Annotated in this window: 16 protein-coding genes and 1 pseudogene; 7 read left to right on the top strand and 10 right to left on the bottom strand. The window is 59.7% G+C overall.

The annotated features are described in order from the left end of the window. The first annotated feature begins 30 nt into the window (after positions 1 to 30). Complete coding sequence (locus Q1W70_RS12485) at positions 31 to 1,086, top strand: RHS repeat-associated core domain-containing protein (RefSeq protein WP_182342681.1); 1,056 nt, start codon at positions 31 to 33, stop codon at positions 1,084 to 1,086. A gap of 22 nt (positions 1,087 to 1,108) precedes the next feature. After that, entirely contained in the window at positions 1,109 to 2,173 is a 1,065-nt protein-coding gene (locus Q1W70_RS12480; protein ID WP_185818106.1) for an RHS repeat-associated core domain-containing protein, read from the top strand. Positions 2,174 to 2,225: 52 nt separating this feature from the next. Here Q1W70_RS12480 and Q1W70_RS12475 read toward each other — a convergent pair. Continuing rightward, positions 2,226 to 2,468 (bottom strand): annotated as a pseudogene (locus tag Q1W70_RS12475) (formaldehyde dehydrogenase, glutathione-independent); the annotation flags it as partial. Positions 2,469 to 2,592: 124 nt separating this feature from the next. Here Q1W70_RS12475 and Q1W70_RS12470 point away from each other — a divergent pair. Both Q1W70_RS12470 and Q1W70_RS12465 read left to right on the top strand, forming a co-directional pair. Continuing rightward, a complete protein-coding gene (locus Q1W70_RS12470; protein WP_302098852.1) occupies positions 2,593 to 3,582 on the top strand; it encodes an RHS repeat-associated core domain-containing protein in 990 nt (329 codons plus the stop codon). A gap of 156 nt (positions 3,583 to 3,738) precedes the next feature. Further along, positions 3,739 to 4,833 (top strand): RHS repeat-associated core domain-containing protein, encoded by a 1,095-nt coding sequence (locus Q1W70_RS12465; protein ID WP_302098851.1) that lies wholly within the window; start codon positions 3,739 to 3,741, stop codon positions 4,831 to 4,833. A 96-nt stretch (positions 4,834 to 4,929) separates the two neighbouring features. Here the strand turns inward: Q1W70_RS12465 and fdhA are convergent, their stop codons facing one another. The 8 genes from fdhA to Q1W70_RS12425 all read right to left on the bottom strand — a co-directional run bounded on the left by fdhA (position 4,930) and on the right by Q1W70_RS12425 (position 14,974). Continuing rightward, positions 4,930 to 6,129: a formaldehyde dehydrogenase, glutathione-independent gene (fdhA, locus tag Q1W70_RS12460; RefSeq protein ID WP_095164333.1), complete on the bottom strand. Its 1,200-nt coding sequence runs from the start codon at positions 6,127 to 6,129 to the stop codon at positions 4,930 to 4,932. Positions 6,130 to 6,329: 200 nt separating this feature from the next. After that, a complete protein-coding gene (gene purU / locus Q1W70_RS12455; RefSeq protein ID WP_166592034.1) occupies positions 6,330 to 7,187 on the bottom strand; it encodes a formyltetrahydrofolate deformylase in 858 nt (285 codons plus the stop codon). Between the two features lie 72 nt (positions 7,188 to 7,259). Then, positions 7,260 to 7,892 carry a sarcosine oxidase subunit gamma gene (locus tag Q1W70_RS12450; protein ID WP_166592033.1) on the bottom strand — a complete coding sequence of 211 codons (633 nt, stop codon included), beginning with the start codon at positions 7,890 to 7,892 and terminating at the stop codon, positions 7,260 to 7,262. Positions 7,893 to 8,073: 181 nt separating this feature from the next. Next, positions 8,074 to 11,091 carry a sarcosine oxidase subunit alpha gene (locus Q1W70_RS12445; protein ID WP_166592032.1) on the bottom strand — a complete coding sequence of 1,006 codons (3,018 nt, stop codon included), beginning with the start codon at positions 11,089 to 11,091 and terminating at the stop codon, positions 8,074 to 8,076. Beyond that, complete coding sequence (locus Q1W70_RS12440) at positions 11,088 to 11,417, bottom strand: sarcosine oxidase subunit delta (protein ID WP_166592031.1); 330 nt, start codon at positions 11,415 to 11,417, stop codon at positions 11,088 to 11,090. The genes Q1W70_RS12445 and Q1W70_RS12440 overlap by 4 nt, the downstream gene beginning before the upstream one ends. Positions 11,418 to 11,432: 15 nt before the next feature. Next, positions 11,433 to 12,683, bottom strand: coding sequence for a sarcosine oxidase subunit beta (locus Q1W70_RS12435; protein ID WP_003206307.1), 1,251 nt, complete (start codon positions 12,681 to 12,683; stop codon positions 11,433 to 11,435). 23 nt (positions 12,684 to 12,706) lie between these two features. Beyond that, complete coding sequence (gene glyA, locus Q1W70_RS12430) at positions 12,707 to 13,960, bottom strand: serine hydroxymethyltransferase (protein WP_166592030.1); 1,254 nt, start codon at positions 13,958 to 13,960, stop codon at positions 12,707 to 12,709. A gap of 297 nt (positions 13,961 to 14,257) precedes the next feature. Then, positions 14,258 to 14,974, bottom strand: coding sequence for a TraX family protein (locus Q1W70_RS12425; protein ID WP_166592029.1), 717 nt, complete (start codon positions 14,972 to 14,974; stop codon positions 14,258 to 14,260). A 131-nt stretch (positions 14,975 to 15,105) separates the two neighbouring features. On the opposite strand from Q1W70_RS12425, the gene Q1W70_RS12420 reads away from it, so the two are divergent. The 3 genes from Q1W70_RS12420 (at position 15,106) to Q1W70_RS12410 (ending at position 17,587) form a co-directional block, all read left to right on the top strand. Further along, positions 15,106 to 16,146: a threonine aldolase family protein gene (locus tag Q1W70_RS12420; RefSeq protein ID WP_166592028.1), complete on the top strand. Its 1,041-nt coding sequence runs from the start codon at positions 15,106 to 15,108 to the stop codon at positions 16,144 to 16,146. Positions 16,147 to 16,335: 189 nt separating this feature from the next. Next, complete coding sequence (locus Q1W70_RS12415) at positions 16,336 to 16,539, top strand: hypothetical protein (protein ID WP_166592027.1); 204 nt, start codon at positions 16,336 to 16,338, stop codon at positions 16,537 to 16,539. Between the two features lie 223 nt (positions 16,540 to 16,762). Next, positions 16,763 to 17,587: an SDR family oxidoreductase gene (locus Q1W70_RS12410; RefSeq protein ID WP_182342689.1), complete on the top strand. Its 825-nt coding sequence runs from the start codon at positions 16,763 to 16,765 to the stop codon at positions 17,585 to 17,587. A 59-nt stretch (positions 17,588 to 17,646) separates the two neighbouring features. Here Q1W70_RS12410 and gbcB read toward each other — a convergent pair whose 3' ends face one another. Further along, positions 17,647 to 18,747, bottom strand: a complete 1,101-nt coding sequence (gbcB, locus tag Q1W70_RS12405) for a glycine betaine monooxygenase reductase subunit (RefSeq protein WP_166592025.1) — start codon at positions 18,745 to 18,747, stop codon at positions 17,647 to 17,649. Positions 18,748 to 18,791 lie beyond the last annotated feature (44 nt).

Below are 18,791 nucleotides of genomic sequence, written 5' to 3'. Positions count from 1 at the left end.
GTATTGCGCACCTCTCAGGGAGCTCCATTCATGCAATCCCTCCGCCAAACCCTGCTCTGCAGCTACCGCTACGACCCCTTGGATCGCCTTGCAAACTGCACCCCAACGGCACAGGCCAGCAGCCACCGCTTCTACCTTAACGACCGCCTGTCCACCGAGATTCAAGGCGTGCTACAGCACTCGATCATGCAGCATGAAGATCAACTGCTGGCGCAGCAACAACACCAGAACGGCACGCCGGAGTCCCACTTGCTGGCCACCGACCAGCAACGCTCGGTACTGTGCATCCTCGACGCCATACGCCCCCAGCCTCTTGCTTACGCACCTTATGGTCATCGCGTACCGGAGAGCAGCCTGCTCGGCTTCAACGGCGAACTGCCGGACCCGGTAACCGGGCACTATTTGCTGGGAAATGGCTATCGGGCGTTTAACCCGGTGTTGATGCGGTTCAACAGCCCGGACAGTTGGAGTCCCTTTGGGCGGGGTGGGCTAAATTCGTATGGGTATTGTGTCGGGGATCCGATAAATCAAATTGATCCAACGGGGCACTTAGGCAACCCGATTAAAGGCATCATGAACTTGTTTGGATTAAGAACCCCGAGCAAGACTGGCACAATTAATAACTTGACCCTTCTGGCTCAAGACGTATACGCCTTCACGGACGATTCAAAATCAGGCCCTCGACTTAATATCGCAGCCCATGGATTCGTAGACCCCGCGGCCCCCAATAAAAAGATAGTCGACATCAAAGCTGGCGACGAGGAATGGACTGCCAACCATCTGTATAAAAAGCTAGCCAAGGAATTCAACTTAAATAAAGTTGGAGAAATACGCCTACTTGTATGCGGCAGCGCGAATGAAAATAAATCTTCGTTCGCCCAACAGTTCTCGAACCTGACTGGAAAACCTGTAACCGGCCACAAAAACATTGTTTCCTTTACACCCCCCTTCAAATCAGTCGAAGATCTGTGGATAAAATCGCAAAGCATCCCCAACGGAGAAAAACATTTCAGGAACCATCCAAAATTACAGCGCTACCTGATCAAGCAACAGACGCCTAGAACCTTTACACCTAACATCCGCTGATACCCCTTCAATGGAGTGCCACATGAGTGTTAAACACAGAGAAGTTCTTTGCCAATACAATTACGACCCCTTAAATTTTCTCAGCACCCGCACCAAGACAACACAAGCATCCGCCAAGCAGTTCTACCTCAAGGAACACCTAGTCACCGAGATTCAAGGCACGCTCCAGCACTCGGTCATGCAGTATGAGAATCACTTGCTGGCCCACCAGCAACGCCAAGCCGGCACGCGACACACTCACTTGCTGGCCACCGATCAACAACGCTCAGTGCTGGCCCTGATCGACTCGACGCGCGCCCATCTCCTCGCCTATTCGCCATACGGTCATCGCGCCCCGGAAAACGGCTTGCTCAGCCTGCTCGCTTTCAACGGTGAACGGCCGGATCCGGTAACCGGATGTTATTTGCTGGGCAATGGCTATCGGGCGTTTAACCCGGTGTTGATGCGGTTCAACAGCCCGGACAGTTGGAGTCCCTTTGGGCGGGGTGGGTTGAATGCGTATGGGTACTGTGTGGGGGATCCGATCAATAGACAGGATCCTAACGGACATATACCAGGACTCGTGAAGGATTTTCTGCGCTGGGCACGGATAATGAAGCCCTCCCCTAAAACGAGCAGCAACCATACTTCTAACTCTACGACTGGAAGAAACTCAACTGTCACCCCTCCCAACAGCCAGCCATACAACGTCACTGACGACAAGTCGGTTTTTCTCGGCTATCACGGCACAAGTGTGGAAAACGCGCAAAGCATGTTAACCAACGGAGTTCACAACGACACTAAACACCTCTTCATAACCAACACTTATGAAGGAGCAAGAGCTTACGCAAACTTTCACACAAGAGGCGAAGTAGTTTCTGTTCACACAACAGACTTTAAACTCCTCCACTCGAACGCTGCACGTGGAACCGCGAAAGCAGGCACCATGCAAATAGATCAAGTGAAAATCGCAAAAGCAGCGCACAGCTCGCTAGCCTTAACAATCACAGGCGACGCACAAGTGAGTTCAAACTTCAATCGATTCATGTCAGAACAAGAGCATACTAATCATTGGGTAATGAGATTTAGAGATGTACGGGAACAATAAAAACAATGCCATACAGCTCAGCGTCGCTTATGCAAATGGCGAAATAAATCTCTTACATCACACTAAAAAGCTTATGCAGATCAATCACAAACTTCTTCGGCACGCTGGCATCGAACTCGCCATAACCACGTGGCACGTCGTCCAGGCTGATCACTTCCACCCCCACGATGTCGGCAATATGAATGCGGTCCCACATGATCGTCCGCATCAGTTGGCGGTTGTACTTCATGACCGGGGTCTGGCCGGTGTGGAAGCTGTGGGATTTGGCCCAGCCCAGGCCAAAGCGGATGTTCGGGCTGCCCATCGTTGCGACAGCGCCCTTTCCAAACGCCGACCCTAGCAGTTCTGCTAGTAGGCAACTCAGTCGGGCTAGGTCACAGTAAAACCCTGTATTGCGCACCTCTCAGGGAGCCTCATCCATGCACCCCCAGCGCAAAACCCTGCTCTGCAGCTATCGCTACGACCCACTGGATCGCCTGGCCGACTGCACCCCAACAGCACAGGCCAGCAGCCAACGTTTCTACCTCAAAGACCGCCTGTCCACCGAGATTCAAGGCGCGCTACAGCACTCGATCATGCAGCACGAAGATCAACTGCTGGCGCAGCAACGGCGTCAGAACGGCACATCGCAATCGCGCTTGCTCGTCACCGATCAGCAACGCTCCGTGCTGTCCATCCTCGACGCCACGCGTTTCCTGCACCTTGCCTACACCCCTTATGGTCATCACGTACCGAAGAGCTGCCTGCTCGGCTTCAACGGCGAACGGCCGGACCCGGTGACCGGGCATTATGTATTGGGCAATGGTTATCGGGCGCTCAATACGGTGTTGATGCGGTTTAACAGTCCGGACAGTTGGAGTCCGTTTGGGCGGGGTGGGTTGAATGCGTATGGGTATTGCGTGGGGGATCCGGTGAATCGGAGTGATCCGACAGGGCATTCCAATTTCATAATGCGTTTTGGCAAAGGATTAGCAAACCTTTTGGGTCTCAGACAACGGAGGCCTGAGAAGACTCCAGCCTGGACAACGCGAGACCTGTTCTCTGTAGATGCAACTTCAACGACCCAACTCCAAACGTCTGCAAGGCACTCGACATCTTCCGGCTCTGTTGAAACGGCACTCACTTCACTAACAGAGGCACCTGCGAGGTATACAAACCCTTACAGCTCCTCGCCGCCAACAAGCGGGGCGCGCGAAATTCCGACTACAAATAGAAACATCACCGACATACAGAGCACTGTGAGGAATCTTCATTCAAGTGCACGGCGTCCTTGGCAACTGCACGACAAACCACCTCCGTACTCAGAATACGCACCTCCTCGTTATGATGAATGGTTAAAACGCAACTCAACTTCAAGCACCGAAGTTCGCCGCCCTAAAGATATCCGAGGCGCCCCAGAAAATAGTTGATAACGAAAGTTTCCACCGCCAACGCCACAAGCTTGTGCTTTGGTCTTGTTGCCAGTGCCTATCTGTTCACTGGGAGAACACACTAGCAGTTCGACTATTAGGCAGAGTCGTCCGGCTGGTCCAAAGTAATCCCATGTCGCTCAAGGAGTTCGCCCCATGTCGACTCAACGCCAAACCCAGCTCTGCAGCTACCGCTACGACCCACTGGATCGCCTGGCCGACTGCACCCCAACGGCACAGGCCAGCAGCCAACGTTTCTACCTCAAAGACCGCCTGTCCACCGAGATTCAAGGTGTGCTACAGCACTCGATCATGCAGCATGAAGATCAACTGCTGGCGCAGCAACGGCGTCAGAACGGCATATCGCAATCGCGCTTGCTCGTCACCGATCAGCAACGTTCCGTGCTGTCCATCCTCGACGCCACGCGTTTCCTGCACCTTGCCTACACCCCTTATGGTCATCACGTACCGAAGAGCTGCCTGCTCGGCTTCAACGGCGAACGGCCGGACCCGGTGACCGGGCATTATGTGTTGGGCAATGGTTATCGGGCGCTCAATACGGTGTTGATGCGGTTTAACAGTCCGGACAGTTGGAGTCCGTTTGGGGAGGGGGGAGTGAATGCTTATTCATATGCTGCGGGCAACCCAAGTAAGTACTCTGACCCAACAGGCCATGGCCGCTTTGACTTCATTTCTAAGTTTTTTTCTACAACACCACCGTCAACGAAGCGGAATTCATTAAATATTTTCCAATATGGTGGCTCTAACCGCCAGGCAACTGCACGCTGGGGTGAAAGACGGCCTCTTGAAATCACTTCATCTCAGAAATCAAAAAGACGCAGCTCTCTTCCAGAGCTTGGCACGCCACCAGCTCAGGACCAGTTCATCGGCTACCACGGCACCGACGACACTTCAGCCAACCGCTTACTGAATGAAGGTGTTAATCAAAAATATTTCAAGAGCACAAATTTGGGTGCTGGATTTTATGTCTCCCCGAATTTATCTGTCGCACAGAAATACGCAGGACTGAGCAAAAATGGTCGTGGCCAAGTTGTCGAGGTCCACATGAAAAACTTCTCAGGCATGAAGCCTGGAAGAGACTATGACTTCAAACACCATGACGTAGCTCCAACACTGAACATGGAGATGGTCATTAGACCCCACCAAATAAAAGCTATCTCGATCAGAAAGCTCGGCTCCTACTCTGGCAAGAATAAAAGCACCCCAAGGGCGCTGGAAGTTCATTTTTGAGCTTTTTCGATTGCATCAAGCCAACGAACAGACCTGATCAGATTTACATTGTAAAAAGCGGCGATCCAAGGATCGCCGCTTCCTCGATTTTTATGCTTAAGCCGCACTAAACAACTTATGCGGATCAATCACAAACTTCTTCGGCACGCCCGCATCGAACTCGCCATAACCACGTGGCGCGTCGTCCAGGCTGATCACTTCCACCCCAACGATGTCGGCAATATGGATGCGGTCCCACATGATCGCCTGCATCAGCTGGCGGTTGTACTTCATCACCGGGGTCTGGCCGGTGTGGAAGCTGTGGGATTTGGCCCAGCCCAGGCCAAAGCGGATGCTCAGGCTGCCCATCTTGGCGGCGGCATCCACCGCACCCGGGTCTTCAGTCACGTAAAGGCCAGGGATACCGATTTTGCCAGCCACACGCACCACGCCCATCAATGAGTTGAGCACGGTGGCCGGGGCTTCATGTTTCACCCCGGCATGGCCATGCCCGCGAGCTTCGAAGCCAACGGCATCGACGGCGCAATCGACTTCCGGCTCACCCAGCAGCGCGGCGATCTGTTCGTGCAGCGGGGTGTCCAGGGACAGGTCGGCAATTTCGAAGCCCTGGGCCTTGGCGTGCGCCAGGCGGATTGGGTTGACGTCACCGATGATCACCACCGCGGCGCCCAGCAGACGGGCCGAAGCGGCAGCCGCCAGACCGACGGGGCCGGCACCGGCCACATACACGGTGCTGCCCGGGCCAACGCCGGCAGTCACGGCGCCGTGATAACCGGTAGGCAGGATGTCGGAGAGGCAGGTCAGGTCGCGGATCTTCTCCATGGCGCGGTCGCGATCCGGCAGTTTCAGCAGGTTGAAGTCAGCGTACGGCACCATGGCGTATTCGGCCTGGCCACCGGTCCAGTCGCCCATGTCGACATAACCGTAGGCGCCGCCCGGGCGAGCCGGGTTCACGCTCAGGCACACGCCGGTGTGCATTTCCTTGCAGGAACGGCAGCGCCCGCAAGCCACGTTGAACGGGACCGAGACCAGGTCACCGATTTTCAGGTTCTCGACGTCGCTGCCCTTCTCGATCACTTCGCCGGTGATCTCGTGCCCCAGCACCAGCCCGGTCTGGGCCGTGGTGCGACCGCGCACCATGTGCTGGTCGGAACCACAGATGTTGGTGGAGACCACGCGCAGGATCACCCCGTGCTCGATCTTGCGGCCGCGCGGGTCCTGCATTTTCGGATAGTCGATTTTCTGTACTTCGACCTTGCCCGCGCCGAGATACACCACACCACGATTGCCAGACATGCTTTCACCTCGCTGTTGTTTTTATGAAACCGCGTTGCCCAGGCAGGCAGCGCGTTAAGTGCTCGGGTACAGATGCTGAATCTTGTGCTGCTTGTAATGACCTCATCGCCAGCAGGCCAGCCCCCACACTTATTCGGGGTGGACACAGGATTGGTGAACAACCCAGAACCTGTGGGAGCTGGCCTGCCAGCGATGGCGATCTAAAGAACGACCGTGCGATTGGCGTTCAAGAACACCCGCCGCTCAATGTGATAACCCACCGCCCGGGCCAGCGTCAGGCCTTCGATATCCCGCCCCTTGGCGATCAGGTCTTCGGGGTAATGGCTGTGATCCACCGCCTCCACGCCCTGGGCAATGATCGGGCCTTCGTCCAGGTCGTTGTTGATGTAGTGCGCCGTGGCGCCGACCAGCTTCACGCCCTTGTTGTAAGCCTGGTGGTAGGGCTTGGCGCCCTTGAAACCGGGCAGCAACGAGTGGTGGATGTTGATCGCCTTGCCGTCGAGCTTGCGGCACAGTTCCGGCGACAGCACTTGCATGTAACGCGCAAGGATCACCAGTTCGGCGCCGGACTCCTCGATCACCTGCCACACCTGACGCTCCTGGGACGGTTTGTCGTTGGGGTCGAGGGGGAAGTGGTAATAGGGAATGCCGTGCCAGTCGGCCAATGGCTTGAGGTCCGGGTGGTTGGAGACCACCGCCGCCACGTCCATCGACAGCTGGCCGATGCGTTGACGGTAGAGCAGATCGTTGAGGCAGTGATCGGCCTTGGAGACCATGATCACCACTTTTGGCCGGTGGTGCGGCGGGGTCAGTTCGAAAATCATCCCGAAGCCTTCGCCGCGCTCGGCCAGGCCGGCACGGAAGGACTGCTCGTCGAACCCCTCGGGCTGGCGAAACTCCACACGAATGAAAAAGCGTCCCGAGAGCCGGTCATCGAAGGAGTGGTGCTCGGTGACGTAGCAGCCTTGCTCGAACAGAAAGCGGGTCACCGCGTCCACGGTGCCGAGGACGCTGGGGCAGTCGGCGGTCAGAATCCATGTGTCTGGGGCGCGGCTCATAGTGCGGTGACTCCTGTGAAATCGGTGGATGCCTACTGTAGGAGCGAGCAGGCTCGCTCCTACAGGTTCTCATCAAGCCTGAACGCTCAGCCCGTACTCGGCCGCAGCGTCCTGCAACCACAACCACCAGTAATCCGAGAAGCTGCGGCGGATCAGCAATTCCCAGGTGTCTTCTGCGGTGTGGCGGATCACCAGTTGCGACTTGGCGAACACCGTGCCCACGGCCTTGCCCACCGGGAAGTTGTTGGGGTGCACGTCGTAGCTGGTGGACTTCATCAGCACCTGGCGCACGTTCGGGCCGCTCAGTTCGAGGATCTGCTGGCCACCGCTGACGTTGACGATCTGGATGTGCAACTCGCCCAGGGCTTCACGCAGCTTCTGCTCGGCGGCGAACTCTTCACCGCCTGGCACGATCAGCAGCCATTCATCCGGGCCCATCCATTGCAGGCTGGTTTCACCCTTGACGATGACACTCAACGCACCTGGCAATTCGATGCCCAGGGCCTTGTGCACACCGGCGGCGAACGCGGCATCGTGACCGTCGCCACGCAGGGTCAGGTGACCGAGGAGCTTTTTCTCACGCACGATCACGCCGGCGTTTTTGCGGCCCTTGCCCACCAGGCTGGCGAGGTCGGCATGATGCAACGACGACTCGGCCTTGGCCCCGGTGGTTGGGCGTTGTTGGTACACATTGGCTACGGTCATAAAGCACCTGCTTGAATTCTGTTGGTTCCGACCTTTGTGGTGGCTGTTCTATTGCCATCGCGAGCAAGCTCGCTCCCACAGTGGATTGATGCCTGACACAAACTTTTCCGGCGACTTCGATCCTGTGGGAGCGAGCTTGCTCGCGATGGCGGCAGCTCACACCCCACAGGACCCAAAGCAATCACACGTTCTGGCGATCACCCTTCGGATCGAAGAACACCGAAGAAACGATTTCCGCCTCGATCACGCTGCCATCGGCCAACGGCGCGAATACCCGCTCGCCGATGCGCTTCAAGCCGCCTTTGACCACGCCCATGGCAAACGAGTAGCCCAGGGAGTTGTGCAGGTAGCTGGAGGTCACGTGACCGACCATGCTCATCGGGATCGCCTGCTTGGTGTTGAACACCAGCTGCGCACCCTCCGGCAGCCACTTGGTCGGATCGATCGGCTTGAGCCCGACCAGCTGTTTACGCTGATCACGCACGCAGTCTTCGCGGTTCATGCCCCGCCAGCCGATCCACGAGAACGGTTTGGTGCGTCCCACACACCAGCCCATGTTCAGGTCGTCCGGGGTCATCGAACTGTCGGTGTCCTGGCCAACGATGATGAAGCCCTTCTCGGCCCGCAGTACGTGCATGGTCTCGGTGCCGTACGGGGTCAGGTTGTACTTCTTGCCGGCCTCGACGATTTTTTCCAGTACGCCCATGGCGTAGTCGGCCTGCACGTTGACTTCGTACGACAGCTCACCGGTAAAGGAAATCCGGAACACCCGCGCCGGCACGCCACCCACCAGGCCTTCTTTCCAGGTCATGAACGGGAAGCCGTCCTTGTCCAGGTCGATGTCGGTGACTTCGCTGAGCAGCTTGCGGCTGTTCGGCCCGGAGAGCGTCATGGTGGCCCAATGGTCCGTCACGGAAGTGAAGTACACCTTCAGGTCCGGCCATTCGGTCTGGTGGTAGATCTCCAGCCATTGCAGCACGCGAGCCGCGCCGCCGGTGGTGGTGGTCATGACGAAATGGTTGTCGGCCAGGCACGCCGTCACACCGTCGTCGAAGACCATGCCGTCTTCCTTGCACATCAGGCCGTAGCGCGCCTTGCCCACGTCCAGCTTGGTCCAGGCGTTGGTGTAGACGCGGTTGAGGAACTCGCGAGCGTCCGGGCCTTGAATGTCGATTTTGCCGAGGGTCGAGGCGTCCAGCAGGCCGACGCTTTCGCGCACCGCCAGGCATTCACGCTTGACCGCCGCATGCAGGTCTTCGCCGTTGCGCGGGAAGTACCACGGACGTTTCCACTGACCGACGTCTTCGAATTCGGCGCCGTTTTTCAGGTGCCATTGATGCAGTGCGGTATAGCGCACCGGCTCGAAGATGTGCCCACAGTGACGACCGGCTACCGCACCGAAGGTCACCGGGGTGTAGTTGGGGCGGAACATGGTGGTGCCCATCTGCGGGATCGTCACGTTCAGCGAACGGGCCGCGATGGCCAGGCCGTTGACGTTGCCCAGCTTGCCCTGGTCAGTACCGAAGCCCAGCGCGGTGTAGCGTTTGACGTGCTCGACCGACTCGAACCCCTCGCGGGTCGCCAGTTCGATCGCCGCGGCAGTGACGTCGTTCTGCAGGTCGACAAATTGTTTCGGCGCCCGTGCGGTGTTCTTTTCATGGGGCACCTGGAACAGCGCCAGGGTCGCCTCTTCATGGCGACTCAGGGCTTTGGGCAACACACCCTCGACCGTCTGGAACCCGGCTTCGGCAGCGGCGCGGGCGCCGCCTTCAAAACCGTCGGCCAGGGAATCGCCGAGGCCATAGACGCCGTTGATCCCGCCCACGCACACGCGTTTTTGCGGCGCTTCGCCCGGGACAAAACCGAGGATGTCTTCACGCCAGGTCGGCTTGCCGCCCAGGTGCGACGCCAGGTGGACCACCGGGCTGTAGCCGCCGGAACTGGCCACCAGGTCGCACTCCAGCCATTCGCCCGGGCTGGTCACGGTGTGCGCCTTGACGTCGATCGCGGCCACACGGGCGGCGGTAACATGTTTGCTGCCACGGGTTTCGATCACCGCGCTGCCGGTCAGGATGCGGATGCCCTTGGCCCGGGCTTCTTCCACCAGCGCACCGCGTGGGTTGCTGCGGGCATCGGCGATGGCCACCACTTGCAGGCTGGCGTCGAGCCAGTCCAGGGCGACGCGGTAGGCGTGATCATTGTTGGTGCTCAAAATCAGCTTCTTGCCCGGTGCCACGCCGTAGCGCCGCACGTAGGTGGAGACCGCACCAGCCAGCATATTGCCCGGCACGTCGTTGTTGCCGTAGACCAGCGGCCGCTCGCACGCGCCGGTCGCCAGCACCACGCGCTTGGCGCGAACCCGGTGGATGCGCTGGCGCACCTGGCCAATCGGCGCACGGTCACCGAGGTGGTCGGTGAGGCGCTCGTGAATGGTCAGGAAGTTATGGTCGTGGTAACCGTTGACCGTGGCGCGCGGCAACAGCAGCACGTCCGGGGTGTCTTTCAGTTCAGCGATGACGCTGGCGACCCAGTCGGTGGCCGGCTTGCCGTCGAGGCTTTCACGGGAATCGAGCAGGCTGCCGCCGAACTCTTCCTGTTCGTCGGCGAGGATCACCCGCGCCCCGCTGCGCGCAGCCGCCAGTGCCGCGGCCAGGCCAGCAGGACCGGCGCCGACGATCAGCACGTCGCAGTGCTGGTTCATGTAGTCGTAGGTGTCCGGATCGTTTTCGGTCGGCGAGCGACCCAGGCCAGCGGCCTTGCGGATGTACTTCTCGTAGGTCATCCAGAACGATTGCGGGTACATGAAGGTTTTGTAGTAGAAACCCGGCGGCATCAGCTTGCCGCCGACCTTGCCGAGAATCCCCATCATGTCGTTGTTCACGCTTGGCCAGCCGTTGGTGCTGGTGGCGACCAGGCCCTGGTACAGCGCCTGTTGGGTGGCACGCACGTTGGGGATCTGGGTGGCTTCGGTGGCGCCGATCTGCAGCACCGCGTTCGGCTCTTCGGCACCGGCGGCGAAGATCCCGCGCGGACGGGAATACTTGAAGCTGCGACCGATGATGTCGACGCCGTTGGCCAACAGGGCCGCGGCCAGGGAGTCACCTTCAAAGCCCTTGTACACCTGGCCGTTGAACGTGAAGCTGAGAACTTTGTTGCGGTCGATCCGTCCACCGTTGGACAGGCGATTGATCTGGCTCATACCTTCGCTCCCAGAGCCTGCGCGGCCGCTTTCGAACTATCAGTCTTGTCGGTGAACTGCGGCTTGCTGCCGATCTTGTAGGTTTCGAGAATCTCGTAGGTCACGGTGTCGCGGGTGACGTTGAAATACTGGCGGCAACCGGCGACGTGATCCCAGAGTTCGTGGTGCAGGCCACGGGGGTTGTCACGGAAGAACAGGTAGTCGCCCCACTCCTCGTCGGTGCAGGTGTTCGGATCCAGCGGACGCGGGATGTGCGCCTGGCCGGAAGCGTGGAATTCCTCTTCGGAGCGCAGTTCGCCGCAGTGAGGACAGAAGATATGCAACATAGGAAATTTCTCCTGTTAGTGGGCGACGGCAGCAGCGCCGTGTTCGTCGATCAGCGCACCGTTGTGGAACCGGTCGATGGAGAAAGGTGCCGCCAGCGGGTGCATTTCACCCTTGGCCAGGCTCGCCGCAAACACGTTGCCCGAACCCGGCGTGGCCTTGAAGCCACCGGTACCCCAGCCGCAGTTGAAAAACATGTTCGGCACCGGGGTCTTGGAAATGATCGGGCAGGCATCCGGCGTGGTGTCGACGATGCCGCCCCACTGGCGGTTCATGCGCACCCGCGACAGCACCGGGAACATCTCGACGATGGCCTGGATGGTGTGCTCGATCACCGGGTACGAACCGCGCTGGCCGTAGCCGTTGTAGCCGTCGATACCGGCGCCGATCACCAGGTCGCCCTTGTCGGACTGGCTGATGTAACCGTGCACCGCGTTGGACATGATCACGCTGTCGATAATCGGCTTGATCGGCTCGGACACCAGCGCTTGCAGCGGGTGTGATTCGATCGGCAGACGGAAGCCGGCGAGCTTGGCCATGTGCCCGGAGTTACCGGCAGTCACCACACCGACGCGCTTGGCACCGATGAAGCCCTTGTTGGTTTCGACGCCGATGCACACGCCGTTTTCCTTGCGAAAGCCGATCACTTCGGTCTGCTGGATCAAGTCCACGCCGAGGGCGTCGGCGGCCCGGGCAAAGCCCCAGGCCACGGCATCGTGACGGGCCACGCCGCCGCGCCGCTGGACGGTAGCGCCCATCACCGGGTAGCGAGTGTTCTTCGAGCAGTCCAGGTACGGAATCTCGTCGGCAACCTGTTTGGCGTTGAGCAGTTCGCCGTCGACGCCATTGAGGCGGTTGGCGCTGACCCGACGCTCGGAATCACGAATGTCCTGCAGGGTGTGGCACAGGTTGTAGACGCCACGCTGGGAGAACATCACGTTGTAGTTGAGGTCTTGGGACAGGCCTTCCCAGAGTTTCATCGCGTGTTCGTAGAGGTGCGCCGACTCGTCCCACAGGTAGTTGGAACGCACGATGGTGGTGTTGCGTGCGGTGTTACCGCCGCCCAGCCAGCCTTTCTCGACCACGGCCACGTTGGTGATGCCGTGCTCCTTGGCCAGGTAGTAGGCGGTTGCCAGACCATGCCCGCCACCGCCGACGATGACCACGTCGTAGACTTTTTTCGGGGTCGGCGTGCGCCACATGCGCTGCCAGTTTTCGTGGTGGCTGAGGGAGTGTTTGAAGAGGCCGAAGCCTGAGTAGCGTTGCATAGTCATTTCTCCAAAAACCGCGCTCAGCGATAAACCGGGAAGTCAGCGCACAGGGCCGAGACCTGCTGGGCGACATTGGCCTCGACATCGGCATCGCCGAGGTTGTCGAGGATGTCGCAGATCCAGCCGGCCAGCGTGACGCACTGGCTCACTTTGAAGCCGCGCGTGGTGACCGCCGGGGTGCCGATGCGCAGGCCGGAAGTGACGAACGGCGACTGTGGGTCATTCGGCACGGCGTTCTTGTTCACCGTGATGTGCGCACGACCAAGGGCGGCATCGGCGTCTTTGCCGGTGAGACCCTGGCGGATCAGGCTGACCAGGAACAGGTGATTGTCGGTGCCGCCGGACACTACATCGTAGCCACGTTTGATAAACACGCTGGCCATGGCCTGGGCGTTGTCGATCACTTGTTGCTGATAAGCCTTGAAGCCTGGCTCCAGCGCTTCCTTGAAGCACACGGCCTTGCCGGCAATCACGTGCATCAGCGGGCCACCCTGGGCACCGGGGAACACAGCGGCGTTGAGCTTCTTCTCGATTTCCTCGTTGGCCTTGGCCAGGATCAGGCCGCCACGCGGACCGCGCAGGGTCTTGTGGGTGGTGGTGGTGACCACGTCGGCGTACGGCAGCGGATTGGGGTACAGACCGGCAGCGACCAGGCCGGCAACGTGGGCCATGTCGACGAACAGCAGCGCGCCGACCTTGTCGGCAATCTGCCGGAAACGCGGGAAGTCGAGGGTCTTGGAGTAGGCCGAGAAGCCGGCGACGATCATCTTCGGCTGGCACTCGACGGCCAGGCGCTCGACCTCGTCGTAGTCGATCAGGCCGGTCTTGGTGTCGATCCCGTACTGTACGGCGTTGTACAGCTTGCCCGAGGACGACACCTTGGCGCCGTGGGTCAGGTGACCGCCGTGGGCCAGGCTCATGCCCAGGATGGTATCGCCAGCCTGGATCAGGGCCAGGTACACCGCGCTGTTGGCCGAAGAGCCGGAGTGCGGCTGGACGTTGGCGTAGTCGGCACCGAACAGTTGCTTGGCGCGCTCGATGGCCAACGCTTCGACTTTATCCACATGCTCGCAGCCACCGTAGTAACGCTTGCCCGGATACCCTTCGGCGTACTTGTTGGTCAGGCCACTGCCCTGTGCTTGCATGACGCGCTTGCTGGTGTAGTTCTCTGACGCGATCAGCTCGATGTGATCTTCCTGGCGTTGCTCCTCGGCATTCATCGCCGCCAGCAGTGCATCGTCATAACCCTGGATCTGGTCTTGCTTGCTGAACATCGCGTCTCTCCCAGCGGCGGTGGTGCGCCATTTTGTCTTGGTGAGGCACCGGCCTGGCGGCAGTGCCCTTTGATGCGATGGTATGACCGGCGCAGACCGGTCAAATGCCTACGGACGCCACGCAAAGGTGCGTTTACGACATGGGCTGAAATGGACACGTCGTACCCGCTCACAAGATCAACACACTACCTGTGGGAGCGGGCTTTCTCCGGGCGGCGTTCCGACGATGGCGGAGGGTCAGCCGACTCTTATGCCGGATGTGACGCCGTCATCTCGGGCAAGCCGGCTCCCACACGGTTATGCGGCGATATTGCGGACGAGTAACAGAAGCAGAAAATGTAGCGGATACAAGGCATACGCCCAACGGCGCATCGGCGGTGGCTTGAGATGTCTGGTATGTCGCAACAAGACCAGACCCAGCAATGGCGCAATCAGGCAGACACCAAGAGCGACCACCGCCACCGGGTTGCCCAGGCGGGTGGCGGCAATCAGCACCTGCCATTGATTCGCCGCCAGGCAGACCAGCCCCGGCAACACGGCCCAGTACCATGGCCGACGCATCACCAGCCATGTCGCCAACGGTAGCAACACGCCAAAAACGCCAAACATCAGTCGCTCACTGAACAGCGTCGCCAGCAGCAGCGCGACCAGCCCCAAGCCCCGCGCCTGCAGGTCCTTTCGCAACCAGCCACGCGCCACCAGCAAGCCCAACGCCAGCGTCGGCAACACGTTCAGCACATCGGGGTCGGGAATGAACAGGCGGTAGGGGATTTCGCTCACCAGGCTAAACAGCATCAACCACCCCAGATAACGCCACTGACCGCCGGTCGGCGCTGTCGGCGTACGGGCCAGGTTTACCGCCATCGCCAGGCAGAACCAGGGAAACGCCAGGCGGCCCGGCACATAGAGCACATCGAGCGGCCAACCGACATAGCGCAGATGGTCCAGAACCATGCTCAGCAGTGCCAACCATTTGAGCAGATCGAGTGCACCGTCACGCTGCGTCACGTGCATAATTGCGCCTCGACTGTGTAGTTTTCTGACAGATACATCGCGTGTGCTCTCCGGACGATCTTCGGTAACGTACGCACCCTCATTGACCACGAGCCGCTTCACCATAAGCGCCTCGACCACGGAAGCCGGCCATGACCGATAAGAGCCAACAATTCGCCAGTGACAACTATTCCGGCATCTGCCCTGAAGCCTGGGCGGCCATGGAACAGGCCAACCAGGGCCACCAGCGCGCCTACGGCGACGATGAATGGACTGCCCGCGCCTCGGACTATTTCCGCAAACTGTTCGAAACCGACTGCGAAGTGTTCTTCGCCTTCAACGGCACCGCTGCCAACTCCCTGGCCTTGTCGTCGTTGTGCCAGAGTTACCACAGCGTGATCTGCTCGGAAACCGCCCACGTCGAAACCGACGAATGTGGCGCCCCGGAATTCTTCTCCAACGGCTCCAAGCTGCTCACCGCGCGCACCGAAAACGGCAAGCTGACGCCGGAGTCGATCCGCGAGATCGCCCTCAAGCGCCAGGACATCCACTACCCCAAACCACGGGTCGTGACCCTGACCCAGGCCACCGAAGTCGGCAGCGTCTACACCCCGGAAGAAATTCGCGCCATCAGCGCCACCTGCAAAGAGCTGGGCCTGAACCTGCACATGGATGGCGCGCGTTTTTCCAACGCCTGTGCCTTCCTCGATTGCTCGCCGGCCGACCTGACCTGGAAAGCCGGGGTCGACGTCTTGTGTTTTGGTGGCACGAAAAACGGCATGGCGGTGGGTGAAGCGATTCTGTTCTTCAACCAGAAACTGGCCGAAGACTTCGACTACCGCTGCAAACAGGCCGGACAACTGGCGTCGAAGATGCGCTTCCTCTCGGCGCCCTGGGTTGGCCTGCTGGAGCACGACGCCTGGCTCAAGCACGCCCGCCACGCCAACTACTGCGCACAACTGCTGGCGGAACTGGTCAGCGACATTCCCGGCGTCGAACTGATGTTCCCGGTGCAGGCCAACGGCGTGTTCCTGCAACTTTCGGAAGCCGCCGTGGCCGCACTCACCGCTCGCGGCTGGCGCTTCTACACCTTCATCGGCAAAGGCGGCGCACGCTTCATGTGCTCCTGGGACACCGAGGAAGAACGCGTGCGGGAATTGGCGCGGGACATCCGTGAGGTGATGAGCGCCTGAGGTCGCTGCCAACGGCGCTGCACATCTCGGCGGCGCCGTTCATCCGAACTGGCATTTCTGACAGTTCAACGCCTCCAAGTCGCCAGCGTAGCCTGTACACACCTGAAAAGGAGTTCACGCAGTCTTTCAGGAACCATGGTCTGTCGAAGATTCGACGGAGAACCTGAATTCCAGAAGAGCGCAATCAAAATGAACGATAAAACCTTGGGCCAACCGCTGACAAACGACTCCGAAAGCACCGCCACGCCTATCACGTGGGACGAATTGGTCAAAATTGTGCAGGTCGGCGACATCGTTCGCAGGTCAAACAGAAACTCACAGATCACGGGCAAGGAATTCAAGGAGGATGCGCAAGGGCTATTCAACATAATGCTGATTAGCCGTGAAGTTTAAGTACCGACGCCAATAGCCCGCATCATCGATTAATGGCGGCTTGAGTCCTGACTCACTCCACTGCGGCCAGATGCTTGCCGCCTCGGCGCAGTGGCCTCCACCCACCACAGACACTGTGGATCGAAACCTCCAGAAGCCATCCCTCACACCGACGCCTGCAAGACTTCGTCTACATTGTCTATCGAGCCAACCCGCTCGCATAACAATAATCAGGAGCGTCAGCATGTCATTGCAAGGCAAAACCCTGTTCATCACCGGCGCCAGCCGCGGCATCGGCCGCGAGATCGCCCTGCGGGCCGCGCGCGATGGCGCCAACATTGTGATCGCCGCCAAAAGTGCCGAGCCCCACGCCAAGCTGCCGGGGACGATTTTCAGTGTCGCAGAGGAAGTGCAGGCCGCCGGGGGTAAAGCCTTGGCGCTGCAGGTTGATGTGCGTGATGAAGACGCTGTGCGGGCGGCGCTGGCCCGGGCCAACGAACATTTCGGCAGCATTGATGCACTGATCAACAACGCCGGGGCGATCAAGCTGACCGGGGTGCAACACATCGAGCTCAAGCGTTTCGACCTGATGCACCAGATCAACACCCGCGCGGTCTTGCTGTGCAGCCAGGCTGCGTTGCCGTACCTGAAAAAGTCCGGCGGCCACATCCTCAACCTGTCCCCACCGCTGAACCTGGACACCAAGTGGTTCGCCCAGTACAGCCCTTACACCGTCACCAAATACGGCATGAGCATGCTGACGCTGGGCATGAGTGAGGAATTCAAGGGTTACGGGATCAGCGTCAACTCGCTATGGCCGCAGACGATGATCGCCACCGCCGCAATCGAGTTCCAGTTGGGCTCACGGGAATCGTTCAAGCATGCGCGCCTGCCTGCGATCATGGCCGATGCTGCCCATGTGATTCTGAGCAGCAGCGGGCGCAGCCTGACCGGGCGCTTACTGATTGATGAGCAAATACTGCGCGAAAGCGGCGTGACGGAGTTCGAACACTACCGGTTCGCACCCGACAGCAGCGACACGTTGATGACGGATCTCTTCGTCGACTGAAAAACACCCTTCCCTGTAGGCGCGAGCGCCCGCTTGCTCCTACAGTAGATCGGTGTTGATCAGAACTCGATCCGCACATCCCCCTTCGGCACGCTGCAGCACGACAGGATGAACCCTTCGGCCTCGTCTTCCTCGGTGATCCCGCCGTTGTGATCCATCTCCACCTCGCCCCCCAGCTTCATCACCTTGCAGGTCCCGCAAATGCCCATGCCGCAGGCCTTGGGAATCAGCAGGCCAAGCTTGGCCGCCGCCGCGTGCACGGTTTCTCCCGGGGCCACGCGGATGCTTTTGCCGGACGCGGTGAACTCCACCTGGTGCAGGTCGGCGACGTCGATTTCCGGGGCATCGGCCGCCTGCTCCGCTTGCTCCACCGCATCGGCGCGGGCTTCCGGCGGCGTGGCACCGAAGGACTCCTCGTGGTAGCGCGTCATGTCGAAGCCTGCCGCCTCCAGCAAGCGCTTGACCGCATTCATGTACGGCGTCGGGCCGCAGCAGAACACTTCACGCTCGAGGAAGTCCGGCGCCATCAGTTCGAGCATCTTGTGGTTCAGGTAACCGCGATAACCGGACCACGGCTCGCCCAGGCCGTGCTTCTCGCAAATCAGGTGCAGGCTGAAGTTGTCGATCCGCGACGCCATGTGCTCCAGCTCGCGGTGATAAATGATGTCTTTCGGGGAGCGGGCGCTGTGGATAAACACCATGTCGACATTGCCGTTGGTGTCGTAGAACCAGCGCGCCATCGACATCACCGGGGTAATGCCCACGCCGCCGCTGAGGTAGAGCACTTTCGGCGCGGTGAAATCCATCGCGTTGAACAGCCCGACCGGCCCGTGCACCGCCAACTCCTGGCCTTCGTGCAGGGTGTCGTGCAGCCAGTTTGAGACCTTGCCGCCCGGCACCCGCTTGATGGTCACCGAGAAGCTGTAGGGCACCGACGGCGAGCTGGAGATGGTGTATGAGCGCATGATCGGCTGGCCGTCGATTTCCAGCTCCAGGGTGACAAACTGCCCCGGCTTGAAAAAGAACATGATCGGCTGGTCGGCCATGAAACAGAAGGTGCGCACGTCCCAGGTTTCCTGGATGACTTTGACGCAACGGACAATGTGTCGACCATTGGCCCAGGTCTGGGTGGTTACCGGGTTCAGGAAGCTGTTGGACATGCTGTTCTCCACGGCCGACTGTCGGCCTCATGTTGGCGATTCTG

Source organism: Pseudomonas kielensis, from assembly GCF_030505375.1.
In the GTDB taxonomy this organism is placed as follows: Bacteria; Pseudomonadota; Gammaproteobacteria; order Pseudomonadales; family Pseudomonadaceae; genus Aquipseudomonas; species Aquipseudomonas kielensis.
This window is presented reverse-complemented; position numbering and strand designations above follow the sequence as displayed.

Excerpts from the sequence above, each read along its gene's own strand:
- Q1W70_RS12485 (WP_182342681.1), top strand. The coding sequence starts at position 31 with ATGCAATCCCTCCGCCAAACCCTGCTCTGCAGCTACCGCTACGACCCC.
- Q1W70_RS12480 (WP_185818106.1), top strand. The coding sequence starts at position 1,109 with ATGAGTGTTAAACACAGAGAAGTTCTTTGCCAATACAATTACGACCCC.
- Q1W70_RS12470 (WP_302098852.1), top strand. The coding sequence starts at position 2,593 with ATGCACCCCCAGCGCAAAACCCTGCTCTGCAGCTATCGCTACGACCCA.
- Q1W70_RS12465 (WP_302098851.1), top strand. The coding sequence starts at position 3,739 with ATGTCGACTCAACGCCAAACCCAGCTCTGCAGCTACCGCTACGACCCA.
- fdhA (WP_095164333.1), bottom strand. The coding sequence starts at position 6,129 with ATGTCTGGCAATCGTGGTGTGGTGTATCTCGGCGCGGGCAAGGTCGAA.
- purU (WP_166592034.1), bottom strand. The coding sequence starts at position 7,187 with ATGAGCCGCGCCCCAGACACATGGATTCTGACCGCCGACTGCCCCAGC.
- Q1W70_RS12450 (WP_166592033.1), bottom strand. The coding sequence starts at position 7,892 with ATGACCGTAGCCAATGTGTACCAACAACGCCCAACCACCGGGGCCAAG.
- Q1W70_RS12445 (WP_166592032.1), bottom strand. The coding sequence starts at position 11,091 with ATGAGCCAGATCAATCGCCTGTCCAACGGTGGACGGATCGACCGCAAC.
- Q1W70_RS12440 (WP_166592031.1), bottom strand. The coding sequence starts at position 11,417 with ATGTTGCATATCTTCTGTCCTCACTGCGGCGAACTGCGCTCCGAAGAG.
- Q1W70_RS12435 (WP_003206307.1), bottom strand. The coding sequence starts at position 12,683 with ATGCAACGCTACTCAGGCTTCGGCCTCTTCAAACACTCCCTCAGCCAC.
- glyA (WP_166592030.1), bottom strand. The coding sequence starts at position 13,960 with ATGTTCAGCAAGCAAGACCAGATCCAGGGTTATGACGATGCACTGCTG.
- Q1W70_RS12425 (WP_166592029.1), bottom strand. The coding sequence starts at position 14,974 with ATGCACGTGACGCAGCGTGACGGTGCACTCGATCTGCTCAAATGGTTG.
- Q1W70_RS12420 (WP_166592028.1), top strand. The coding sequence starts at position 15,106 with ATGACCGATAAGAGCCAACAATTCGCCAGTGACAACTATTCCGGCATC.
- Q1W70_RS12415 (WP_166592027.1), top strand. The coding sequence starts at position 16,336 with ATGAACGATAAAACCTTGGGCCAACCGCTGACAAACGACTCCGAAAGC.
- Q1W70_RS12410 (WP_182342689.1), top strand. The coding sequence starts at position 16,763 with ATGTCATTGCAAGGCAAAACCCTGTTCATCACCGGCGCCAGCCGCGGC.
- gbcB (WP_166592025.1), bottom strand. The coding sequence starts at position 18,747 with ATGTCCAACAGCTTCCTGAACCCGGTAACCACCCAGACCTGGGCCAAT.